General features: G+C 61.5%; 21 protein-coding genes and 1 pseudogene. 8 read left to right on the top strand and 14 right to left on the bottom strand.

Features of this window, described 5'->3' with window-relative positions; all coding sequences use genetic code 11:
- Positions 1-9: 9 nt before the first annotated feature.
- The 5 genes from JFT44_RS04345 to JFT44_RS04325 all read right to left on the bottom strand — a co-directional run bounded on the left by JFT44_RS04345 (position 10) and on the right by JFT44_RS04325 (position 4,521).
- Positions 10-390, bottom strand: coding sequence for a RidA family protein (locus tag JFT44_RS04345; RefSeq protein WP_025130815.1), 381 nt, complete (start codon positions 388-390; stop codon positions 10-12).
- 39 nt (positions 391-429) lie between these two features.
- Positions 430-2,535, bottom strand: a complete 2,106-nt coding sequence (gene spoT, locus JFT44_RS04340) for a bifunctional GTP diphosphokinase/guanosine-3',5'-bis pyrophosphate 3'-pyrophosphohydrolase (protein WP_057961004.1) — start codon at positions 2,533-2,535, stop codon at positions 430-432.
- A gap of 60 nt (positions 2,536-2,595) precedes the next feature.
- Entirely contained in the window at positions 2,596-2,859 is a 264-nt protein-coding gene (rpoZ, locus tag JFT44_RS04335) for a DNA-directed RNA polymerase subunit omega (RefSeq protein WP_057440512.1), read from the bottom strand.
- Positions 2,860-3,026: 167 nt separating this feature from the next.
- Entirely contained in the window at positions 3,027-3,647 is a 621-nt protein-coding gene (gene gmk / locus JFT44_RS04330; protein ID WP_128593301.1) for a guanylate kinase, read from the bottom strand.
- A gap of 10 nt (positions 3,648-3,657) precedes the next feature.
- The gene (locus tag JFT44_RS04325) at positions 3,658-4,521 is read right to left on the bottom strand and encodes a YicC/YloC family endoribonuclease (protein WP_057440510.1); all 864 of its coding nucleotides are present in this window, start codon (positions 4,519-4,521) and stop codon (positions 3,658-3,660) included.
- A 233-nt stretch (positions 4,522-4,754) separates the two neighbouring features.
- On the opposite strand from JFT44_RS04325, the gene rph reads away from it, so the two are divergent.
- Positions 4,755-5,477: a ribonuclease PH gene (gene rph, locus JFT44_RS04320; RefSeq protein WP_057961002.1), complete on the top strand. Its 723-nt coding sequence runs from the start codon at positions 4,755-4,757 to the stop codon at positions 5,475-5,477.
- A 23-nt stretch (positions 5,478-5,500) separates the two neighbouring features.
- A complete protein-coding gene (locus tag JFT44_RS04315) occupies positions 5,501-5,869 on the top strand; it encodes a DUF4870 domain-containing protein (protein ID WP_120734336.1) in 369 nt (122 codons plus the stop codon).
- Positions 5,870-5,927: 58 nt separating this feature from the next.
- Here JFT44_RS04315 and JFT44_RS04310 read toward each other — a convergent pair whose 3' ends face one another.
- Complete coding sequence (locus tag JFT44_RS04310; RefSeq protein WP_029289816.1) at positions 5,928-6,707, bottom strand: exodeoxyribonuclease III; 780 nt, start codon at positions 6,705-6,707, stop codon at positions 5,928-5,930.
- An 82-nt stretch (positions 6,708-6,789) separates the two neighbouring features.
- On the opposite strand from JFT44_RS04310, the gene pyrE reads away from it, so the two are divergent.
- A complete protein-coding gene (pyrE, locus tag JFT44_RS04305) occupies positions 6,790-7,434 on the top strand; it encodes an orotate phosphoribosyltransferase (RefSeq protein ID WP_057444213.1) in 645 nt (214 codons plus the stop codon).
- A gap of 85 nt (positions 7,435-7,519) precedes the next feature.
- Here pyrE and argB read toward each other — a convergent pair whose 3' ends face one another.
- From argB to coaBC, 4 genes and pseudogenes are all read right to left on the bottom strand, one after another.
- Positions 7,520-8,425, bottom strand: coding sequence for an acetylglutamate kinase (gene argB / locus JFT44_RS04300; RefSeq protein ID WP_029289812.1), 906 nt, complete (start codon positions 8,423-8,425; stop codon positions 7,520-7,522).
- Positions 8,426-8,446: 21 nt separating this feature from the next.
- Positions 8,447-9,853 (bottom strand): annotated as a pseudogene (locus JFT44_RS04295) (phosphomannomutase/phosphoglucomutase); the annotation flags it as partial.
- Between the two features lie 148 nt (positions 9,854-10,001).
- Positions 10,002-10,457 carry a dUTP diphosphatase gene (gene dut, locus JFT44_RS04290; protein WP_057961001.1) on the bottom strand — a complete coding sequence of 152 codons (456 nt, stop codon included), beginning with the start codon at positions 10,455-10,457 and terminating at the stop codon, positions 10,002-10,004.
- A gap of 5 nt (positions 10,458-10,462) precedes the next feature.
- Positions 10,463-11,671 carry a bifunctional phosphopantothenoylcysteine decarboxylase/phosphopantothenate--cysteine ligase CoaBC gene (gene coaBC / locus JFT44_RS04285; RefSeq protein ID WP_029289805.1) on the bottom strand — a complete coding sequence of 403 codons (1,209 nt, stop codon included), beginning with the start codon at positions 11,669-11,671 and terminating at the stop codon, positions 10,463-10,465.
- Positions 11,672-11,801: 130 nt separating this feature from the next.
- Between coaBC and radC the strand changes: the two genes are divergently transcribed.
- Positions 11,802-12,476 (top strand): DNA repair protein RadC, encoded by a 675-nt coding sequence (gene radC / locus JFT44_RS04280; RefSeq protein ID WP_057960999.1) that lies wholly within the window; start codon positions 11,802-11,804, stop codon positions 12,474-12,476.
- Between the two features lie 47 nt (positions 12,477-12,523).
- On the opposite strand, the gene JFT44_RS04275 is transcribed toward radC, so the two are convergent.
- Complete coding sequence (locus JFT44_RS04275; RefSeq protein ID WP_057960998.1) at positions 12,524-14,116, bottom strand: ABC transporter substrate-binding protein; 1,593 nt, start codon at positions 14,114-14,116, stop codon at positions 12,524-12,526.
- 458 nt (positions 14,117-14,574) lie between these two features.
- On the opposite strand from JFT44_RS04275, the gene rpmB reads away from it, so the two are divergent.
- Complete coding sequence (rpmB, locus tag JFT44_RS04270; RefSeq protein WP_007920377.1) at positions 14,575-14,808, top strand: 50S ribosomal protein L28; 234 nt, start codon at positions 14,575-14,577, stop codon at positions 14,806-14,808.
- Positions 14,809-14,819: 11 nt separating this feature from the next.
- Entirely contained in the window at positions 14,820-14,975 is a 156-nt protein-coding gene (gene rpmG / locus JFT44_RS04265; RefSeq protein WP_003176906.1) for a 50S ribosomal protein L33, read from the top strand.
- 80 nt (positions 14,976-15,055) lie between these two features.
- Here rpmG and JFT44_RS04260 read toward each other — a convergent pair whose 3' ends face one another.
- Positions 15,056-15,418 (bottom strand): cupin domain-containing protein, encoded by a 363-nt coding sequence (locus tag JFT44_RS04260; protein WP_057440505.1) that lies wholly within the window; start codon positions 15,416-15,418, stop codon positions 15,056-15,058.
- Positions 15,419-15,645: 227 nt separating this feature from the next.
- On the opposite strand from JFT44_RS04260, the gene JFT44_RS04255 reads away from it, so the two are divergent.
- Together JFT44_RS04255 and JFT44_RS04250 are read left to right on the top strand one after the other, a co-directional pair.
- A complete protein-coding gene (locus JFT44_RS04255) occupies positions 15,646-17,139 on the top strand; it encodes an aldehyde dehydrogenase (protein WP_057440504.1) in 1,494 nt (497 codons plus the stop codon).
- Positions 17,140-17,305: 166 nt separating this feature from the next.
- The gene (locus JFT44_RS04250; RefSeq protein WP_169989474.1) at positions 17,306-18,448 is read left to right on the top strand and encodes an MFS transporter; all 1,143 of its coding nucleotides are present in this window, start codon (positions 17,306-17,308) and stop codon (positions 18,446-18,448) included.
- A 35-nt stretch (positions 18,449-18,483) separates the two neighbouring features.
- Here the strand turns inward: JFT44_RS04250 and JFT44_RS04245 are convergent, their stop codons facing one another.
- The gene (locus tag JFT44_RS04245) at positions 18,484-20,049 is read right to left on the bottom strand and encodes a phospholipase D family protein (RefSeq protein WP_198830381.1); all 1,566 of its coding nucleotides are present in this window, start codon (positions 20,047-20,049) and stop codon (positions 18,484-18,486) included.
- A 62-nt stretch (positions 20,050-20,111) separates the two neighbouring features.
- A complete protein-coding gene (locus JFT44_RS04240) occupies positions 20,112-21,545 on the bottom strand; it encodes a PLP-dependent aminotransferase family protein (protein ID WP_198791872.1) in 1,434 nt (477 codons plus the stop codon).
- Positions 21,546-21,709: the final 164 nt, after the last annotated feature.

Here is a 21,709-nt window from a genome sequence, read left to right as displayed (position 1 = left end):
CCGAATGTATTACTCGATGACCAGAATCGCGTCCATCTCAACCTGGGAGCCCTTGGGAAGGGCGGCAACGCCAATGGCGGCGCGGGCTGGGTAGGGTTGTTCGAAGTACTTGCCCATGATCTCGTTGACCTTGGCGAAGTGGCTCAGGTCGGTGAGGAAGATGTTCAGCTTGACGATGTCCTTGAACGAACCGCCTGCGGCTTCGGCTACCGACTTGAGGTTTTCGAAGACTTGTACGGTCTGGGCTTCGAAGCCTTCAACCAGTTCCATGGTCTTTGGGTCCAGAGGGATCTGGCCGGACATGTAGACGGTGTTGCCCGCCTTGATCGCCTGGGAATAAGTACCGATGGCAGCAGGTGCCTTGTCGCTGGTGATAACAGTCTTGGTCATAAATGACTCCTTGTAATGTCCGGGCTATAGGGGGAGGCGTTATGCGCGCATGCGAGTGATGCGGATAACCCCAGTCAGGGCACGCAGTTTCTTGATCACGCGGGCCAGGTGTACACGGTCGTGCACGCTGACCACCAGTTGGACCACGCTGATGCGACCATCACGTTCGTCCATGCTGATTTTTTCGATATTGCCGTCGGCGGCGTTGACGCTACTGGCCAGCAAGGCGATCAGGCCGCGCTGATGCTCCAGCTCGACCCGCAGCTCGACGTTGAATTCGCCGGTCACATCCTTGGCCCAGGACAGCTGGATGCATTTTTCCGGGTTGTGGCGTATTTCGCTGATATTGCGGCAGTTGTCCAGGTGCACGACCATGCCTTTGCCGGCGGACAGGTGGCCGACAATCGGGTCGCCCGGGATCGGTGTGCAGCATTTGGCGTAGCTCAGCACCAGGCCTTCGGTGCCGCGAATGGCCAGCGGGCCTTCGGGGCTCGGCAGTTGCTCGCCCTCGCCGAGCAGGCGGCGGGCGACCACGTAGGCCATGCGATTGCCCAGGCCGATGTCTTCGAGCAAGTCCTCGATGGCTTCCTGGCGGTACTCGTGGAGGATCGCCTGCACGCGCTCGGCGGGGATCTTCTCCAAGGAACTGTCGAAACCGTTGAGCACCTTGTTCAGCAGGCGTTCGCCCAGGCTGATGGACTCGGAGCGGCGTTGCAGCTTCAGGGCGTGGCGGATATGGGTGCGGGCCTTGCCGGTGACTACGAAGTTGAGCCAGGCCGGGTTCGGCCGGGCCCCCGGCGCGCTGACGATCTCCACGGTGGAGCCGCTTTGCAGCGGTTCCGACAGCGGGGCCAGGCGGCGGTTGATCCGGCAGGCGATGCAACTGTTGCCGACGTCGGTGTGCACTGCGTAGGCAAAGTCGACCGCCGTGGAGCCCTTGGGCAGCTCCATGATCCGGCCTTTTGGCGTGAACACGTAGACCTCGTCCGGGAACAGGTCGATCTTCACGCTTTCGATGAACTCCAGGGAGTTGCCGGCACGTTGCTGCATTTCCAGCACGCCCTTGACCCACTGACGGGCGCGGGCATGGGTGCCTTTGGGCTGCTCGTCGCCGCTGGATTTGTACAGCCAATGGGCGGCGATGCCGTTGTTGGCCATCTCTTCCATTTCCCGGGTGCGGATCTGGATCTCGATCGGCACCCCATGCATACCGAACAGCGTGGTATGCAGCGACTGATAGCCGTTGGCTTTGGGGATGGCGATGTAGTCCTTGAAGCGGCCTGGCAGGGGTTTGTACAAATTATGTACAGCGCCCAGCACGCGGTAGCAGGTATCGACCTTGTCGACGATGATCCGGAACGCATACACGTCCATGATCTCGTTGAAGGCCCGGCGCTTGCCGCGCATCTTCTTGTAGATGCCGTAGATATGCTTCTGCCGCCCGCTGACTTCGCCTTCAATCTCGTCGATTGCCAGGCAGTGGCTCAGGGACTCTTCGATCTTGTTGACGATTTCCTTGCGATTGCCCCGGGCGCGCTTGACCGCCTGGTAGATGCGCGCCGAGCGCATCGGGTGCATCGCCTTGAAACCCAGGTCTTCGAATTCGATACGAATGGCATGCATGCCCAGCCGGTTGGCGATGGGCGCGTAGATTTCCAGGGTTTCCTTGGCAATGCGCCGGCGTTTCTCACCGGACAGCACTTCCAGCGTGCGCATGTTGTGCAGCCGGTCGGCCAGCTTGACCAGGATCACCCGGATGTCCCGGGCCATGGCCATGGCCATCTTCTGGAAGTTTTCCGCCTGGGCCTCGGCCTTGGTCTCGAAGTTCATCTGGGTCAGCTTGCTGACTCCGTCGACCAGGTCGGCCACGGTTTCGCCAAATTGCGCACTGAGCGCTTCCTTGGCAATGCCGGTGTCTTCGATCACGTCATGCAGCATCGCAGCCATCAGGCTCTGATGGTCCATGTGCATGTCGGCAAGAATATTGGCCACCGCAAGAGGATGGGTGACGTACGCCTCGCCGCTGCGGCGGCGTTGGCCGTCGTGGGCTTGTTCGGCATAGAAATACGCTCGGCGGACCAGGTTGACCTGGTCGGTGCCGAGGTAGGTCGATAAGCGATCGGCGAGGGCGTCTATGCTCGGCAAAGTGTTAACTCCTGCCGAATGCTGTGACCCCGCGCCGTGCTACGTCGACCAGGCATAGGCTTAGACGGCCTCGTTGGACTCGTCCTCGAACGCTGCAAACAGCGGTTCGTCTTCAACGATTTCAGCGCTGGCAATGTATTCATAGCTCATCACGCCGGCAGCGATTTCGCGCAGGGCCATCACGGTAGGCTTGTCATTTTCCCAATTGAGCAGTGGCTCTTTGCCGCCAGTGGCCAATTGACGGGCACGCTTGGTAGAGAGCATGACCAGCTCAAAGCGGTTATCCACGTGTTCTAGGCAGTCTTCAACGGTTACGCGGGCCATGGTATTCCTCGGAGCGAATGCAAGATGCGCGCTGCCCGGTTGGGCGAGCGGACTCAACAGTTTAAAAAATCACCAGCGTTTAGGGAAGCGCTGATTTTCTGCAGGCCCCGGCAAACACGCTACAAGTGCCAATGTAAGGCCCTTGCAGCGGTTTTGGGAAGAGCCATTCAACCGAGCAGTTCGGCCAACAATTTGCCAAAACGCTGCTGTTGGCGTTTTTGCTGGAGCTGATTGGCGCGGAAAATCGCCTTCAAGTCGTCCAGGGCGTGGGAAAAATCGTCGTTGATGATCAGGTAGTCGTAGTCCACATAGTGGCTCATTTCACTGACGGCTTCGCGCATACGGCCGTCGATGACCTGATCGCTGTCCTGGCCGCGATTGGTCAGGCGCTGTTGCAAGGCCTCCAGGGACGGCGGGAGGATAAAGATCGAGCGCGCCTTGGGCATCAATTGGCGCACCTGTTCGGCGCCCTGCCAGTCGATTTCCAGGATCAGGTCGTGGCCTTCGTCCAGGGTCTGCTGCAAGTGGCTCTGGGACGTGCCATAGAGGTTGCCGAACACCTCGGCGCGCTCCAGGAAGTCACCGTGTTCGATCATCTTCACGAATTCGCTGCGTTCGACGAAGTGATAGTTCACGCCGTTCACTTCACCCGGGCGCATGGCGCGAGTGGTGTGGGAGACCGATACGCGGATCTCCGGGTTGGTGTCGGTCAGGGCCTTGACCAGGCTGCTTTTGCCCGCGCCCGAGGGGGCGGAAATGATGTACAGGGTGCCGGTGCTGTGGGTCATGGGAGTTGCCTTACTCAATATTCTGTACTTGTTCGCGCATTTGCTCGATCAACACTTTGAGGTTGACCGCAGCCGTGGTGCTGCGCGGATCGAAGGCTTTGGAGCCCAGTGTATTGGCTTCGCGGTTGAGTTCCTGCATCAGGAAGTCCAGGCGCCGACCGGCGGCACCGGCCGACTTGAGCACGCGGCGCACTTCCAGGATATGGGTGCTCAGGCGGTCGAGTTCTTCGGCGACGTCGCTTTTTTGTGCGAGCAGGACCATTTCCTGTTCCAGGCGCACCGGGTCGAGGTCGGCCTTCATGTCGGTGAAGCGGTCGAGGACTTTCTGACGCTGGGTGGCCAGCATCTGCGGCACCAGTTCGCGCAGGGTCACGACGTCGGCCTCGATGGCCGTCAGGCGTTCGTTGATCAGGCGGGCCAGCTCGGCGCCTTCACGCTCGCGGCCGGCTTTAAGCTCCTTGAGGCCCTGGTTGAACAGGGCCAGGGCTTCGGCGTTCAGCGCTTGCGGGTCAGTGGCGTCGGCCACCAGCACCCCAGGCCAGGCCAACACTTCCAGGGGGTTCAGGGCCGCTGGCTGTTTGATCAGGCTGGCGATGGTCTCGGCGGCGGCGACCAGTTGCGCGGCGCGCTCGCGGTCAACCTGCAGCGGCTTGCCGGTGGTTTCCTCGGTAAAGCGCAGGGTGCATTCCAGTTTGCCGCGGGAGATGCCGGCACGCAGGGCTTCGCGCACTGCGCCTTCAAGGTCGCGGAAGGATTCGGGCAGGCGCAGGTGCGGCTCCAGGTAGCGGCTGTTGACCGAGCGCAATTCCCAGCTCAGGGTGCCCTGGACGCCGGCTTTTTCGACGCGGGCAAAGGCAGTCATGCTGTGCACCATGGAGGTACCTCGCGATGCAGTCCCGCAAACGGGCGGGCTGGTGGGTAGATTGAAGCCGACTGGCTGCGAAGGCGCAGGATTGTAGCGCAACGGGGCGGGCGCCCCCAAATGCGGGCTGTGACAAAGGGTGCCAGGGGTTGTCCATTCGTTACCGAATTTATTAGCAGTGCCGAGAAGCGGCCTGCGGCTCTATAATGCTCGGCAGTTTTTCGTCCTCTGTACAGGTATCCCCTATGAAACGTCCAAGTGGTCGCGCTGCCGATCAGCTCCGCTCGATCCGCATCACCCGCAACTACACCAAACACGCCGAGGGATCTGTACTGGTCGAGTTTGGCGATACCAAGGTCATCTGCACCGTCAGCGTCGAGAATGGCGTGCCGCGTTTCCTCAAGGGGCAGGGCCAGGGTTGGTTGACCGCAGAGTACGGCATGTTGCCGCGCGCCACCGGCGAGCGTAACCAGCGTGAAGCCAGCCGTGGCAAGCAGGGCGGTCGTACCCTGGAAATCCAGCGTCTGATCGGCCGTTCCCTGCGCGCTGCGCTGGACATGTCTAAACTGGGCGATGTAACCCTGTACGTCGACTGCGACGTGATCCAGGCCGACGGCGGCACCCGCACCGCCTCCATCACTGGCGCCATGGTGGCCCTGGTCGACGCGCTGAAAGTGATCAAGAAGCGCGGCGGCCTGAAAGGCGGCGACCCGCTCAAGCAGATGATTGCCGCCGTATCGGTGGGCATGTACCAGGGCGAGCCGGTGCTGGACCTGGACTACCTGGAAGACTCGGCTGCCGAGACCGACCTGAACGTGGTCATGACCAGCACCGGTGGGTTCATCGAAGTGCAGGGCACCGCCGAAGGCGCGCCATTCCAGCCGGCAGACCTGAACGCCATGCTGGCCCTGGCCCAGAAAGGCATGAGCGAAATCTTCGAACTGCAGAACGCCGCACTGGCTGACTGAAACCGGCCTCAAGGAGCAACGCGATGAGTGACAACCAGCTTCCCGTGTCAGCCCAGAACAAGGAAGTGCGCCAATGGGCGATGCTCTGTCACTTCGCGGCGTTCCTGGGCCTGGTGTTCCCCTTTGGTAGCGTGTTGGGGCCATTGATCCTGTGGCAGGTGAAGAAGGACATGGACCCGCTGATCGACGACCAGGGCAAGGAAGCGCTGAACTTCCAGCTGACCGTGGCCATCGCCTGGCTGGTCTGCTTTGTCCTGGGGTTCGTGGTGATCGGCTTCCTGTTGATGGTGGTGCTGGTAATTGCCGCACTGATCTTGACCATCATTGGCGGGATCAAGGCCAACAAAGGCATTGCCTACCGTTACCCGCTCACCTGGCGATTGATCAAATAATGATCGCCCACAAAAAAACCGACAGCGATGTCGGTTTTTTTGTACCTGGATATTGACCTCAGATGGTCAAGGTCCAGTCGTAGTCCACGATCAACGGCGCATGTTGCGAGAAGCGCGGTTGACGCGGCAGACGTGCGCTGCGGACAAACCGGCGCAGGCCGGGGGTCAGCAACTGGTAGTCAAAGCGCCAGCCCAGATTAAGCATCTCGGCCTGTTCGTTGTCCGGCCACCAGCTGTACTGGTCGCCTTCGCGGCTGACTTCACGCAGGGCATCTACATACCCCATGTTGCCGACAATCTCGTCCATCCAGGCCCGTTCCGGCGCCAGGAAGCCCGGGGATTGCTGGCTGTCGCGCCAGTTCTTGATATCCAGCTTCTGTTGCGCCACGTACAACGAGCCACAATAAATGTACTCGCGGCGTTTGCGTCGCTGTTTATCCAGATAACGGGCGAAATCGTCCATTAGCTTGAACTTCTGGTTCAAGTCTTCATCGCCGTTCATCCCCGAAGGGAGCAGCAAGGTAGCAATACTGACTTTGTCGAAATCGGCTTGCAGGTAGCGCCCGTAGCGATCGGCTGTCTCGAAGCCGAGGCCGCTGATGACCGCCTTGGGTTGCAACCGTGAGTACAGAGCCACGCCACCTTGGGCAGGGACTTCGGCATCACAGGCATAAAGGAAGTAGCCATCCAGTTGGAAGGCTGGGTCGTCCAGTTCAAAGGCGGAGGCGCGGGTGTCCTGCAGGCAGATGACGTCGGCATTCTGGGCTTGCAGCCAACTGAGCAAACCACGCTCGACTGCAGCCTGAATACCATTAACGTTCACACTGATGATCCGCATAAATGGCCCCAAAAATCGCGTGCGTGTATGATACACGCCGTCTACCTATTTAGCTAAATCCGTGGTATCTGAGGCTTTTTTCATGCAGGCGTATCAACGCGATTTCATTCGTTTTGCCATCGATCGCGGGGTTTTGCGCTTCGGTGAGTTCACCCTCAAGTCCGGGCGCACCAGCCCATACTTCTTCAATGCCGGCCTGTTCAACTCGGGTTCTGCCCTGGCGCAACTGGGGCGTTTCTACGCCGCCGCCATCGTTGAAAGCGGTATTGCCTTCGACGTGCTGTTTGGCCCGGCCTACAAAGGTATTCCGTTGGCCGCCGCAACCGCAGTGGCCCTGGCTGAACACCACGACCGCGATCTGCCGTGGTGCTTCAACCGCAAGGAAGCCAAGGCCCACGGTGAGGGCGGCAGCCTGGTCGGCGCGCCGCTGACCGGCGATGTGCTGATCATCGACGACGTGATCACTGCCGGTACCGCGATTCGTGAAGTGATGCAGATCATTGCGTCCCAGGACGGCGCCAAGGCTGCGGGCGTGCTGATCGCGTTGAACCGCCAGGAACGCGGCAACGGTGAGTTGTCGGCGATCCAGGAAGTGGAACGTGACTTCGGGATTCCCGTGGTGAGCATCGTGTCGCTGAACCAGGTATTGCAGTTCCTGGAAGACGACCCGCAGCTCAAGCAGCATCTGCCGGCAGTGCGTGCGTACCGCGAGCAGTTTGGCGTCTGACACAGGGGATACCCACCCTGTTGCAGATTGGCCACAAAAAAGCCCCCGTTCAATCCAGTTGAACGGGGGCTTTTTGTTTCAGCGCTTACGGACGCTTGCGATTGCTGATCAGCGTACCCATGCCCGTATCAGTGAAGATCTCCAGCAGCACCGCATTGGGCACCCGGCCGTCGATGATCAGCGAGCTGCCTACGCCACCCTGCACCGCTTCCAGTGCGCAGCGGATCTTCGGCAGCATGCCGCCGTAGATGGTGCCGTCGGCGATCAGATCGTCGACTTGCTGGGTAGTCAGGCCGGTCAGAACCTTGCCTTCCTTGTCCATCAGGCCGGCGATATTGGTCAGCAGCATCAGCTTCTCGGCCTTGAGTGCCTCGGCCACCTTGCCCGCCACCAGATCGGCGTTGATGTTGTAGGACTCGCCATTGGCCCCCACGCCAATCGGCGCGATGACCGGGATGAAGTCGCCCTTGACCAGCAGGTTGAGCAAATCGGTGTTGATGCCGATCACTTCGCCCACCTGGCCGATGTCGATGATTTCCGGCTGGGTCATCTCCGGAGTCTTGCGGGTCACGGTAAGTTTCTTCGCACGGATCAGCTCGGCGTCCTTGCCGGTCAGGCCGATGGCGCTGCCGCCGTGACGGTTGATCAGGTTGACGATGTCTTTGTTCACCTGGCCGCCCAGGACCATCTCCACCACGTCCATGGTCTGCGCATCGGTAACGCGCATGCCGTCGATGAAATGACTCTCGATGGACAGGCGCTTGAGCAGGTCACCGATTTGCGGGCCGCCGCCGTGCACCACCACCGGGTTGATCCCGACAGCTTTCATCAGCACGATGTCACGGGCAAAGCCGGTTTTCAGCTCGTCGCTTTCCATGGCATTGCCGCCGTACTTGATCACCAGCGTCTTGCCGACGTAGCGTCGAATGTAAGGCAACGCTTCGGAAAGGACCTTGGCGGTGTTGGCGGCGGCTTCGCGTTCGAGGGTCATTCAGGGCTCCGGGGCAAATAATCAGAACGGTAGTTGGAGATCAGGGGCAACACGTTTCAACTGGGCGTGGAACACGTCCTTGATGCGCTGCAACTCGGCCTCGGTATCCGCCTCGAAACGCAGGACCAGCACCGGAGTGGTGTTGGACGCGCGAACCAGGCCCCAGCCTTCGGCATAATCGACTCGCACACCATCAATGGTGGTCAGGTTGGCGCCTGCACCCCATTGCGCATCGTGCAATGCGTCAATGATGCTGAATTTGCTCTCTTCGGTCACATGGATATTGATTTCCGGCGTAGAAATATCGTTCGGGAAGGTCTCGAACAAGTCTTCAGCGCTGGATTTTTCCTTGCTGAGGATCTCCAGCAGGCGGGCGGCGCTGTAGATGCCGTCGTCAAAACCGAACCAGCGCTCCTTGAAGAACACATGGCCGCTCATTTCGCCGGCCAGCAGGGCGCCGGTTTCTTTCATTTTCTTTTTGATCAACGAGTGACCGGTCTTCCACATCAGTGGGCGGCCGCCGTATTCCTTGATCAACGGCGTCAGGCGCCGGGTGCATTTGACGTCGAAGATGATCTCGGCACCGGGGTTGCGCGCCACTACGTCGCGGGCGAACAGCATCAGCAGGCGGTCGGGGAACACGATGCTGCCGGTGTTGGTCACCACGCCTACGCGGTCGCCGTCGCCATCGAAGGCCAGGCCGACATCGGCGCCCACTTCTGCGACCTTGGCGATCAGGTCCACCAGATTTTCAGGCTTGCCCGGGTCCGGGTGATGGTTGGGGAAATTGCCGTCGACTTCGCAGAACAGCGGGATCACTTCGCAGTTCAAGGCTTCGAGCAGTTGCGGGGCGATCACGCCGGCCGCGCCGTTGCCGCAGTCCACCACGACTTTCAGGCGCCGCTCGAGCTTGACGTCACGGGTGATTTCGTCCGAGTAGCGCTGGAGGATATCGACCTTGGTGATGCTGCCCTTACCGCTGGTCAGGTCATTGGTCTTGAGGCGAGTGTGCAGGGCCTGGATCTGTTCGTTGGCAAGGGTATCGCCGGCAATCACGATCTTGAAGCCGTTGTAGTCCGATGGGTTGTGGCTGCCAGTGAGCATCACGCCGGATTTGCCGGCCAGCACGTTGGCGGCGTAGTACAGCGCCGGGGTCGGCACCAGGCCAACGTCGCTGACATGACAGCCGCTGTCGGCCAGGCCCTGGATCAGGCGCTCCACCAGCTCGGGGCCGGACAGGCGACCGTCACGTCCCACAGAGACGTTGGGCTCGCCCTGGGCCAGGCTTTGCGAGCCGATGGCGCGGCCGATCCAGTAGGCGGTTTCGGCGGTCAGGGTTTTCGGGACGACACCACGGATGTCGTAGGCGCGGAAAATGCTGTCGGGAAACGTCGGTGCGACTGGGGCTGCGTTGCTCATCACTGGGGAAACTCCATCGATACGGGGCGGACAGGCCTGAATGTGGCGACCGGCAGGCTCAAACTGAAGGGTAAGACGGCGTTTTTGCCCTAGAGTTCGTGGTGCGAAAATGCCACTGGGGCATGTCGGACGCAGAGTCCGGCATGCCTGAGCGTAGTCAGTGGCTGCCGGAATGCCCGAAACCGCCCGCGCCACGCTGGGTTTCGTCGAACTCGGTGACCAGTTCGAAATGTGCCTGCACCACCGGCACCAGGACCAGTTGAGCAATGCGCTCGCCGACGGCGATGTTGAAGGCAGTCTGGCCACGGTTCCAGCACGAGACCATCAATTCGCCCTGGTAGTCCGAGTCGATCAAGCCCACCAGGTTGCCCAGCACGATCCCGTGTTTGTGACCCAGGCCGGAGCGCGGCAGGATCAAGGCGGCCAGGCCGGGGTCGCCGACGTAGATCGACAGGCCGGTGGGGATCAGCAGGGTCTGGCCCGGCTCAAGGACGGTGTCTTGCTTGAGCATGGCGCGCAGGTCCAGGCCGGCGGAGCCCGGTGTGGCGTAGGCCGGCAGTGGGAAGTCGGTGCCGAGGCGGGGGTCGAGGATCTTGGCTTGCAAAGCGTGCATGGACATTAAACCTGGTTCAGCCGTTGGGCGATAAAAGAGATCAGTTGGCGGGCAATCTTGCCCTTGCTGGTCTGGGCGAAAAGGGTGGCGTGCAGCTCGCGATCAATCACGCTGCAGGCGTTTTCCTCGCTGTTGAAGCCGATGCTCGGGTTGGCGACGTCATTGGCAACGATCAGGTCGAGGTTTTTGTCTTTCAGTTTGCGTGCGGCGTAGTCCAGCAGGTTTTCGGTTTCGGCAGCGAAACCGACGCTGAACGGACGATCCGCGCGGGTGGCGATGGTGGCCAAAATGTCCGGGTTGCGCACCATTTGCAGGAGCAGGCCGTCGCCGCTTGTAGGGTCTTTCTTGAGTTTTTGTGGGGCAACCACTTCCGGGCGGTAGTCTGCGACCGCTGCCGACGCGATAAACACATCGCAGGGAATCGCCGCCTCACAGGCAGCGAGCATGTCGCGGGCGCTGACTACGTCGATGCGGGTGACCCGGTCCGGGGTCGGCAGATGCACCGGGCCGGTGATCAGAGTCACGCGTGCGCCTGCCTCAACCGCCGCTTCTGCCAGGGCAAAGCCCATTTTCCCTGAGCTATGGTTGGTGATGTAGCGCACCGGGTCGATGTTTTCCTGGGTCGGGCCGGCGGTAATCAGTACGTGCTTACCGGTCAGGGCCAGATGCTGGAAGCACTCGGCGGCACACAGCGCCAGGTCCGTGGCTTCGAGCATGCGCCCCAGGCCGACGTCGCCACAGGCCTGGCTGCCGGAGGCCGGGCCGAAGACCTTGAGGCCACGGCTTTGCAGGAGTTGGGTGTTGGCCTGGGTGGCGGGGTCGCGCCACATGGCCTGGTTCATTGCCGGGGCGATGGCGACGGTGGCGTCGGTGGCCAGCACCAGCGTGGTCAGCAGGTCGTCGGCAATGCCTTGGGCGAGGCGCGCGATGAGGTCAGCAGTGGCGGGTGCGATCAGCACCAGGTCGGCCCATTTGGCCAGTTCGATATGGCCCATGGCGGCTTCGGCTGCCGGGTCCAGCAGGTCCAGGTGCACCGGGTGGCCGGACAGGGCCTGCATGGTCAGCGGGGTAATGAACTCACTGCCGCCACGGGTCATGACCACGCGCACTTCGGCGCCCTGGTCCAGGAGCCTGCGAACCAACTCTGCGCTCTTGTAGGCGGCAATACCGCCGCCGACGCCGAGAACGATGCGTTTCCGATACAGACGCTGCATTGGTTTGCCTTTCCAGTTCAGTGATGGCGTTGCGATCCCCCTCCCCAGGTGAAATCGCGCGCAAAAAAGAGCGGCTAAGATAACACAGCGTCCGCCATGCAACAGCGGCGCACATGCACACGGAGGTGCCATGAGTATTCGCAATTGGCCTGCGGCGGAGCGCCCGCGGGAGAAGCTTTTGGAGTTGGGGGCGGCAAGTCTCTCGGATGCCGAGTTGCTGGCGATTTTCCTGCGTACCGGCGTCTCGGGTAAAAGCGCGGTGGACTTGGCGCGCCATCTGCTGGGGCAATTTGGCAGCCTGCGTTCGTTGCTGGAGGCCCGCCAAACCGTCTTCATCCAGCATCTGGGCCTGGGGCCGGCTAAGTTCGCCCAGTTGCAGGCGGTGCTGGAAATGGGCCGGCGCCATCTGGCCGAGCATGTGCGCAATGAGTCGGTACTGGAAAGCCCGGTTGCCGTGCGTGACTACCTCAAGGCGCTGCTGCGCCATGAGCCCCACGAAATATTCGGCTGCCTGTTTCTTGATTCAAGGCACCGGGTGCTGGGCTTCGAAGCGCTGTTCCAGGGCACCATAGACAATGCCATGGTGTACCCGCGACAGGTGGTCAAGCGCGCCCTGGACTACAACGCAGCGGCGTTGATCCTGTGCCACAACCACCCCTCCGGGAATGCCGAGCCCAGCATTGCTGATCGAAAACTGACCAAGCATCTGCAAAAGGCCCTCGATCTGGTGGACGTGCGGGTACTGGATCACATCATTATCGGCGACGGTGACCCGCTGTCGATGGCCGAATACGGTTGGCTGTAACGCAGTTGCTTGTAGGGGCCGGCTTGCCGGCTCCTACAACGGCCGGGTCAGGGCTTTACGCTGACCTTGGAGAAATCCTGGCGCCCAAACGGGCTGACCTGATACCCCTCGACATTTTTACGGGTCAGGGCAAAGGCCGTCGGATGAGCCAGTGGCAACCACAGCGCCTGCTGCTGGATCTGCGCCTGTGCCTGTTGATACAGCTTGCTGCGCACGCCTTGCTCATTGGTGGTCTTGCCGGCACTGATCAGCTTGTCCAGTGCCGGGTCGCAGTAACGGGCAAAGTTGGTGCCGGATTTTACCGCCGCGCAGGAAAATTGCGGGGTCAGGAAGTTATCCGGGTCGCCGTTGTCCCCGGCCCAGCCCATAAACAGCAGGTCGTGCTCGCCAGCCTTGGCGCGGCGGATCAGCTCGCCCCATTCGATCACGCGGATCTCGGCCTGGATGCCGACCTTGGCCAGGTCCGCCTGCAGCAGTTGTGCGCCCAGGCTTGGGTTGGGGTTGAGCAGGCTGCCCGAGGGCCGGGTCCAAAGGGTGGTCTTGAAGCCGTCACTCAGCCCGGCGCGGGCCAGCAGGGCCTTGGCCTTGGCGATGTCCTGTGGATAACCCGGCAATTCCTTGGCAAAACCCCAGGTATTGGGCGGGTAGGGGCCGGTGGCGGCTTCGGCGGTGCCTTCAAACACGGCCTTGAGGTAGCTGGCCTTGTCGAAGGCCAGGTTGATCGCCTGGCGCACTTCTGGCTTGTCCAACGGTGGGTGCTGGCTGTTGATGGCCACAAACGCGGTCATGAAGGCTGCGGTCTTTTCCACCTTGAGCGCCGCATCCTTTTGCGCCTCGCCGATATCCAGGGGCTTGGGTGACAAGGCGATCTGGCACTCATCCCGGCGCAGTTTCTGCAGGCGTACGTTGGCGTCCGGGGTGATGGCAAAGATCAAGTTATCCACAGCAGGCTTGCCGGCGAAGTAATCCGGGTTGGCTTTGTAGCGAATCGCTGCATCTTTCTGGAAACGCCCGAAAACAAAGGGGCCGGTGCCGATGGGTTGGCTATTGAGCTTTTCCGGGGTGCCGGCCTTGAGCAACTTGTCGGCGTATTCGGCCGGGTAGATCGAGGCAAAGCCCATGCTCAGCGCGGCGAGGAACGTGGAGTCGGCGTGATCCAGGGTAAAGCGCACGGTCAGCGGATCCAGGGCGTCGATCTTTTTGATCAGCGCCGGCAGTTGCAAGGACTGGGCGTGGGGGAAGCCGCTCTGGGCGATCTGGTGCCAGGGATTGGCCGGGTCGAGCATGCGTTCGAAGCTGAAACGTACATCTTCGGCGGTAAGGCTGCGGCTTGGGCTGAAATACGCGGTGCGGTGGAATTTGACGCCCGGGTGCAATTTAAAGGTGTAGGTCAGGCCGTCCGGCGAGACTTCCCAGCTGTCGGCCAGGCTCGGCACCAGCTTGCCGCTCGTGGCGTCGTAGTCCACCAGGCGGTTCATCAGCACATCCGCCGAGGCGTTGGTGGTGGTCAGCGAGTTGTACTGCACCACATCGAACCCTTCGGGGCTGGCCTCGGTGCAGACGCTCAACGTGGAGGCCGCCTGGGCCAGCGGGGCGAGGAAGAGCGGGGCGAGTAGAAGTGGCAGGGCAGCGAGGCGCATGGTCGGTTTCCTTTGCAGATCGGAGGCCCATCTGCGAGTGCAGTCTGGAAAAGGCCTACCGTAGTGGCCTGATTCACAAATGACTAGCCCATTTTTGCCTGTGCATTTAGGACAAATACTGTTTTGATGGCGCTTCAGGTCATTTTGCCCGGGGCCTTGGCCTACAAGCAGCGGCGATAAATCATTCGGTGCGACGAGCGGTCCGGCGGCACGGCGGCCCACCCTGGCAGCGCTTGAGAGCTGCTTGGGCGAGATTTACAGCGGGAAAAACACACCGGCTGTTGTTGCACTGGGGTCTTTCTGGTATAAAGCAGCGCTCTTTTCTAGGGGCCCGGTTCCTTCACTGTAGGTGTAGCCGGTAAGACCCTTAAAGAAACGCGGCGCCTGGCGCCAAATGACTGAGAGATTAAGCGGCCAACCCATGCCGGGTTGGGCATGTGGTTTTAGAGGGCTGAGGCATGTCGAGAGTCTGTCAAGTTACCGGTAAGGGTCCGGTGACTGGGAATAACATTTCCCACGCAAACAACAAAACCCGTCGTCGTTTCCTGCCAAACCTGCAGCATCACCGCTTCTGGGTTGAAGAAGAGAAACGTTTTGTCCGTCTGCGCGTATCTGCCAAAGGCATGCGCATCATCGACAAGCGTGGCATCACTGTCGTGCTCGCTGAACTGCGCCGCGACGGCAAAATCTAAGGAGCTAAATCATGCGTGAATTGATTCGAATGATCTCTAGCGCCGGTACTGGTCACTTCTACACTACCGACAAGAACAAGCGTACTACCCCGGACAAGCTCGAAAAGAAAATGTTCGACCCGCGCGTTCGCAAGCACGTGATCTACAAAGAAGGCAAAATCAAGTAATTGGTTTTCTTTCTTGTGAAAAAAACCCGCATCTCACGATGCGGGTTTTTTTTGCCTTTTGAAAAGTCGCGGTCGACCGATCAGGCTTTTTCTTCGAACACCACGTAGATCTTGCGGCACGGCTCCAGCACTTCCCAGGTGCCACTGAAACCGGCCGGGATCACGAAGCGGTCACCGGCGCGCAAGGTCTTGGCGTTGCCTTCGGCATCGCGTAGCACCGAAACCCCCTGCACGATCTCGCAGTACTCGTGCTCGGTGTAGTTCACCGTCCATTGCCCGACTTCACCCTCCCAGACCCCGGCGTTCATCTGGCCGCACGGGCTGTTGTAGTGGTTGAAGAGCGTCTGCTCGGGGTCGCCCTTGAGGATTTTTTCTGTGGCGGGGCGGTAGCGTTCGGCGGCGGTGTTCGCCTGGCTGAAATCGACGACATCCTGAATGTTCATGCACGTATCCCGTCTAGGCCTGGGGTTGGAGAGCCAAAGTCTATGTTTATTAAAATGAACATCGCAAGGGCGTTTGCGGCCGTTATGTCAAATATATTGAAACATCCCTTGCGGCTGGTTTAGGGTGGCGGGTGCCTCGGACCGAATAGCTGGCTGGCCGGGCAAGCATTTGGAAGGGAGCGGTTATAACGCCGGGCCCTTATATTTAATAAGAGGAGGACACTCGCATGACCACCCTGACCCGTGCCGACTGGGAACAACGCGCCAAGGATCTGAAGATCGAAGGCCGCGCCTATATCAATGGCGAGTACACCGCCGCAGTTTCCGGCGACACGTTCGAATGCCTCAGCCCAGTCGATGGCCGCCTGCTGACCACGGTTGCCAGTTGTGACGTCGCCGACGCCCAGCGCGCCGTGGAAAACGCCCGCGCCACTTTCAACTCCGGTGCATGGTCTCGCCTGGCCCCGGCCAAGCGCAAAGCCACCATGATCCGTTTCGCCGCGCTGCTCAAGGCCAACGCCGAAGAGCTGGCCCTGCTCGAAACCCTGGACATGGGCAAGCCCATCGGCGATTCCCTGGGCATCGACATCCCTGGCGCGGCGCAAGCCCTGAGCTGGAGTGGCGAGGCCATCGACAAGATTTACGACGAAGTCGCCGCCACCCCCCATGACCAACTGGGCCTGGTGACCCGCGAGCCCGTCGGCGTAGTGGCGGCCATCGTGCCGTGGAACTTCCCGCTGATGATGGCCTGCTGGAAGCTGGGGCCGGCGCTGTCCACCGGCAACTCGGTCGTGCTCAAGCCTTCGGAAAAATCGCCGCTGACCGCCATCCGCATCGCTGCCCTGGCCGTTGAAGCGGGTATCCCCAAGGGTGTGCTCAACGTGCTGCCGGGTTATGGCCACACTGTCGGCAAGGCCCTGGCGCTGCATATGGACGTCGATACCCTGGTGTTCACCGGTTCGACCAAGATCGCCAAGCAACTGATGATCTACTCCGGCGAATCGAACATGAAACGCGTCTGGCTGGAAGCTGGCGGCAAGAGCCCGAACATCGTGTTTGCCGATGCCCCGGACCTGCAAGCCGCTGCCGAATCCGCGGCTGGCGCCATTGCTTTCAACCAGGGCGAAGTCTGCACTGCCGGCTCGCGCCTGCTGGTGGAGCGTTCGATCAAGGACAAATTCCTGCCAATGGTGATCGAGGCCCTCAAGGGCTGGAAGCCGGGCAACCCGCTGGACCCGGCTACCAACGTCGGCGCGCTGGTGGATACCCAGCAGATGAACACCGTGCTGTCGTACATCGAAGCCGGGCACGCCGATGGCGCCAAGCTGGTGGCCGGTGGCAAGCGCACCCTGCAGGAAACTGGCGGTACCTACGTCGAACCGACGATTTTCGACGGCGTGACCAACGCCATGAAGATTGCCCAGGAAGAGATCTTTGGCCCTGTGCTGTCGGTGCTGACGTTCGACAGCGCGGAAGAAGCCGTGGCGATTGCCAACGACACGCCTTATGGCCTGGCCGCTGCGGTCTGGACTTCGGATATCTCCAAGGCGCACCTGACCGCCAAGGCCCTGCGCGCCGGTAGCGTGTGGGTCAACCAGTACGATGGCGGCGACATGACTGCGCCATTTGGCGGGTTCAAGCAGTCGGGCAACGGTCGCGACAAGTCGCTGCACGCGTTCGACAAGTACACCGAGCTGAAGGCGACCTGGATCAAGCTGTAAACCCGGACTCCGGGCCCCAGCTGCAGTAGATCCACATGTGGGAGCGGGCTTGCCCGCGATAGCGGTATATCAGTCACTCATGAGTTGGCTGGTACTCCCTCATCGCGGGCAAGCCCGCTCCCACAGTATTTTGCGTGATCTGGAAATAACCCACAGGAGCGTGGCAATGCGTTGGGCGACTTACTTCGCCGTCCTGGCCTCGGTACTCAGCGTCGGCCTCGCCCTGGGCGTGAGCATGCCGCTGGTGTCCCTGCGCCTGGAAAGCTGGGGCTATGGCAACTTTGCCATCGGCATCATGGCGGCGATGCCGGCGTTCGGTGTGCTGTTGGGCGCCAAGGTCTCCAGCCGCCTGGCTTCCTGGTTGGGCACGGCGAACCTGATGCGTCTGTGCCTGTGGGCTGGGGCGATTTCCATCGGTTTGCTGGCGGTACTGCCCAGCTATCCGGTGTGGCTGGTGCTGCGGTTGATGATCGGGGTGATCCTGACCATCGTGTTTATCCTCGGCGAAAGCTGGATCAATCAACTGGTGGTGGAGCAGTGGCGTGGCCGGCTGGTGGCGCTGTATGGCTGTACCTACGCCTTGAGCCAACTGTCGGGGCCGTTGTTGCTCGGCGTACTGGGGACCGATCATGACTATGGCTTCTGGGTCGGCGTCGGCCTGCTGATCATTGCGCCGTTCCTGCTGTTGGGGCGCAGCGGGGCGCCGACGGCGGAGGCCTTCAGCGTGACCTTTGGCGACTTGTGGGGTTTTTGCCGGGGCCTGCCGGCGATTGCCTGGGCGGTGGCGTTGTTTGCCGCGTTCGAGGCGATGATTCTGACGCTGCTGCCGGTGTATTGCCTGCAGCAGGGTTTTACCGCTGAGGTGGCGCTGGCGATGGTCAGCACCGTGGTGGTCGGCGATGCCTTGCTGCAATTGCCGATTGGCGCGCTGGCTGATTACCTGCCCAGGCGTACCCTGTTTCTGGGGTGCGCGGTGTTGTTGCTGCTGTCGAGCCTGGCCATTGCGCCGCTGCTCGATACCTGGCTGATCTGGCCGATCTGGGTGCTGTTCGGTGCCAGCGCCGGGGGCTTGTTCACCTTGTCGTTGATCCTGATCGGCGAGCGCTACCGTGACGATGCGTTGGTGCGGGCCAATGCCCATATTGCGCAGTTGTGGGGGATTGGTTGCCTGATCGGCCCACTGGTGGCGGGCGCGGGCAGCCAGTGGATCAGCGGGCATGCGTTGCCATTGTTAATGGCGGCGGGGGCCTTGGGGCTGGTGATTCTGTTGTTGCGCCAAGGGGCGTTTGGCGCCGAGCAGCCGGCCTGACCTGGAAGTGCTCCCAGATTGGATTTTGGTGGTGCTTAGAGCATGCGCTCCAGGCCCACAGTGGTGGCAAACCAGGCATTGAAGCGGCGCCACCAACTGCCCGGCTCGCGGGTCAGGGTGTGCAACTGGCCGTTGTCTTCTGTCACCCATACCACCTGGCCATCCTGCAGCTTCGCCTCATAACTCAAGGCCGGCGCCATCCCTTGCAGGGCCAGGTTGCGTACATGCTCGGCCAGCTCGGGGCTGTCCACCAGCACGCCAACCTCGGTGTTCCACAGCACCGAACGCGGGTCGAAATTGAATGAGCCGATAAACGACTTCTGCCGATCAAAGATCATCGCCTTGCTGTGGAGGCTGGAGTCCGAGCCATGCAGCGCGCGGCTGCCCAGCATGTGCGGGCCACTGCCGCCGCCGTCGCCCGGTTGGCGGCGCAGTTCGTACAGTTTCACCCCGTGCTCCAACAGCGCCTTGCGATAGGGCGCATAGCCGCCATGCACTGCCGGTACGTCGGTGGCCTCCAGAGCGTTGGTCAGCAGACGCACGTCGACACCGGCGTCCGCGCGGCCGGTCAGGTAAACCAGGCCCGGCTGACCGGGGACGAAGTAGGCCGAAATCATCATCAGTTCACTGTGCACGCCTTCCAGCTCCGGCCCCAGTTGGGTGGTGAGCAACAGTTGTGGGTCGGGATCGGCCTTGGCCAGCACCTTGCTCGGCGCATCCCACAGCGCCTGGTTCCACGCCCAGATCAGCTCCCGGCGCCAGATGTCCATGCGGGGCTGGGTCTGGTAGGTGCGCAGGCGGTTGTACAGGGCATGGTTTTGCTGGCGCGACTCGGCCAGGGAGTTCTCCAGAAGCCCGCGCGCCGTGGCCAGGTCGCGGGAGGACGGGGCGCTGGAGATGAAGTCGGCAATGGGTTTGCTCAGCGCACTGTTCCAGTACTGGTCAAAGCTGTGGCCCAGTTGCTCGGCCACAGGCCCGACGCTGAGCATGTCGATATCGGTGAAGTTCAGGTTGGGCTCGGCATCGAAATACTCATCCCCCAGGTTGCGCCCGCCGACAATCGCCACGCTGTTGTCCGCCAGCCACAGCTTGTTGTGCATGCGCCGGTGCTGCAGCGACAGGTTGAACAGCCGGCCCATGGCCCGTGTCACGCCGGTGCTGCGCCCCAGGTGCAAGGGGTTGAACAGGCGAATCTGGATCTGCGGGTGCGCGGCCAGGGTGGCGATGATCTGGTCCAGGCCGTCGCTGGTGGTGTCATCCAGGAGGATGCGCACCCGCACGCCACGGTCGGCCGCCGTGAGTAGCTCGGCCACCAGCATGCGCGTGCTGATGCCGTCATGGACGATGTAGTACTGCAAGTCGAGGCTGGTCTGGGCATTGCGGATCAATTCGGCGCGAGCCATGAACGCTTCGCTGCTGTTGGGCAGCAGGCGGAACCCGGAGCGGCCCTGGTAGGGCGCGGCCTGGGCCTGGATCGAGCGGCCAAAGGCGGACTGCGTCGCCGGCAGCGCCTCGCTGGCCACCCGGGGCACATCCAGGGTGGCGCAACCGCCCAGGCCCAGGAACCCCAGCAAAAAAAACGCTAACAGCCGTTGGCTCATCAAGGCGACAGGTTCCGAATCAGGGCGTTGGTGGGCATATGACGGTGATTGCTGGCAAAAGGTCAGTCCACCCGCTGTTCGGCTTCGGCGAGCATTTTGATCGCCGTTGCCCCGACCTTGCGCACCGCCTCTTCAATTTGGGGGGTTGGCTTGGCAGCGTAGTTCATCCGCAGGCAGTTACGGTATTTGCCCGAGGCCGAGAAGATGCTGCCCACGGCAATCTGTACGCCTTGCTCGACCAGGGCCCGGTTGAGCTTGAGGGTGTCGAAACCTTCTGGCAGTTCCACCCACAGCATAAAGCTGCCCTGGGGCCGGCTGGCGCGGGTGCCGGCGGGGAAATAGCGGCTGACCCAATCGAGCATCAGGTCGCGATTGCGCTGGTATTGGCTGCGCATCCGCCGCAAATGCGGCTCGAAGTGCCCGTTCTTGAGGAACTCGGCAATGGCGATCTGCGGCTGGGTGGCGGTGGAGCCGGTGCTGATGTATTTCATGTGCAGCACCCGCTCCAGATAGCGGCCCGGCGCTACCCAACCGATCCGCAGACCGGGGGCCAGGGTTTTGGAGAAGGAACTGCAGAGTAGGACGCGGCCATCTTCGTCGAAGGATTTGATGGTGCGTGGTCGCGGGTAGCTGTAGGCCAGCTCGCCATACACATCGTCTTCGATAATCGCCACGTCAAAGCGCTGGGCCAGGGTCAGCAGCGCCCGTTTGCGTGCCTCGGGCATGATGTAGCCCAGGGGGTTGTTGCAGTTGGGGGTCAACTGGATGACTTTGATCGGCCATTGCTCCAGGGCCAGTTCCAGGGCTTCCAGGCTGATGCCGGTGAGCGGGTCGGTGGGGATTTCCAGGGCTTTCATGCCCAGGCCCTTGAGGGTCTGCATGGCGCCGTGGAAGCTTGGCGAGTCGACGGCGACGATATCGCCGGGCTCGCAAATGGCACGGATGCTGGAGGACAGTGCCTCATGGCAGCCGGTGGTGATCACGATGTCCTGGGCGTCGAGTTGGCAGCCGGAATCCAATGACAGACGGGCTATTTGTTCACGCAGCTCCATACAGCCGTAGATATTGTCGTAGTACAGGCCTGGCAGATCCTGGCGGCGGCTGACCCGGGCCAGGCTGCGCAGCAGGGGTTTGAGGGTCGGTGACAGGACATCCGGCATGCCACGGCCCATCTGTATGACATCTTTGCGCGGCACCGCGCGGATCAGTTCCAGCACCTGGTCCCACTGGGAAATCTCCACCGGGCGCTGGGCCGGCCGACCCACGGCAGGCAGCGCGGGCAGTTCGCGACCGACGGGCACGAAGTAGCCGGATTTCGGCTTGGGCGTCGCCAGGCCGTTGTCTTCGAGCATTCGGTAAGCCTGTTGCACGGTGCTCAGGCTGACCCCGTGTTCCACACTCAAGGCACGCACGGAGGGTAAGCGATCGCCGGGGCGATAGAAGCCCTGTTCGATACGGGTGCCCAGCAGTTCGGCGAGGTTGACGTAGAGGGTCATTGCGGTCACTCCCAGGGGACCAGTACAGATGCAAGGAAAATACAGGATTCAGCCCGTGGTTGGGAGTATCTGTATGGATTTAATAAAAGTTGGTTGAATCTGTAATGGTTTTGCCGTGCCGTCCATTCTAGTCACTCATGGCAACAGGCAAATGAGGGGCAGGA

This window comes from Pseudomonas sp. MF5691 (assembly GCF_016405645.1).
In the GTDB taxonomy this organism is placed as follows: Bacteria; Pseudomonadota; Gammaproteobacteria; order Pseudomonadales; family Pseudomonadaceae; genus Aquipseudomonas; species Aquipseudomonas shahriarae.
Note: the sequence above shows the minus strand (reverse complement) of the source record. Positions and strands in the feature narration are given on the sequence as shown.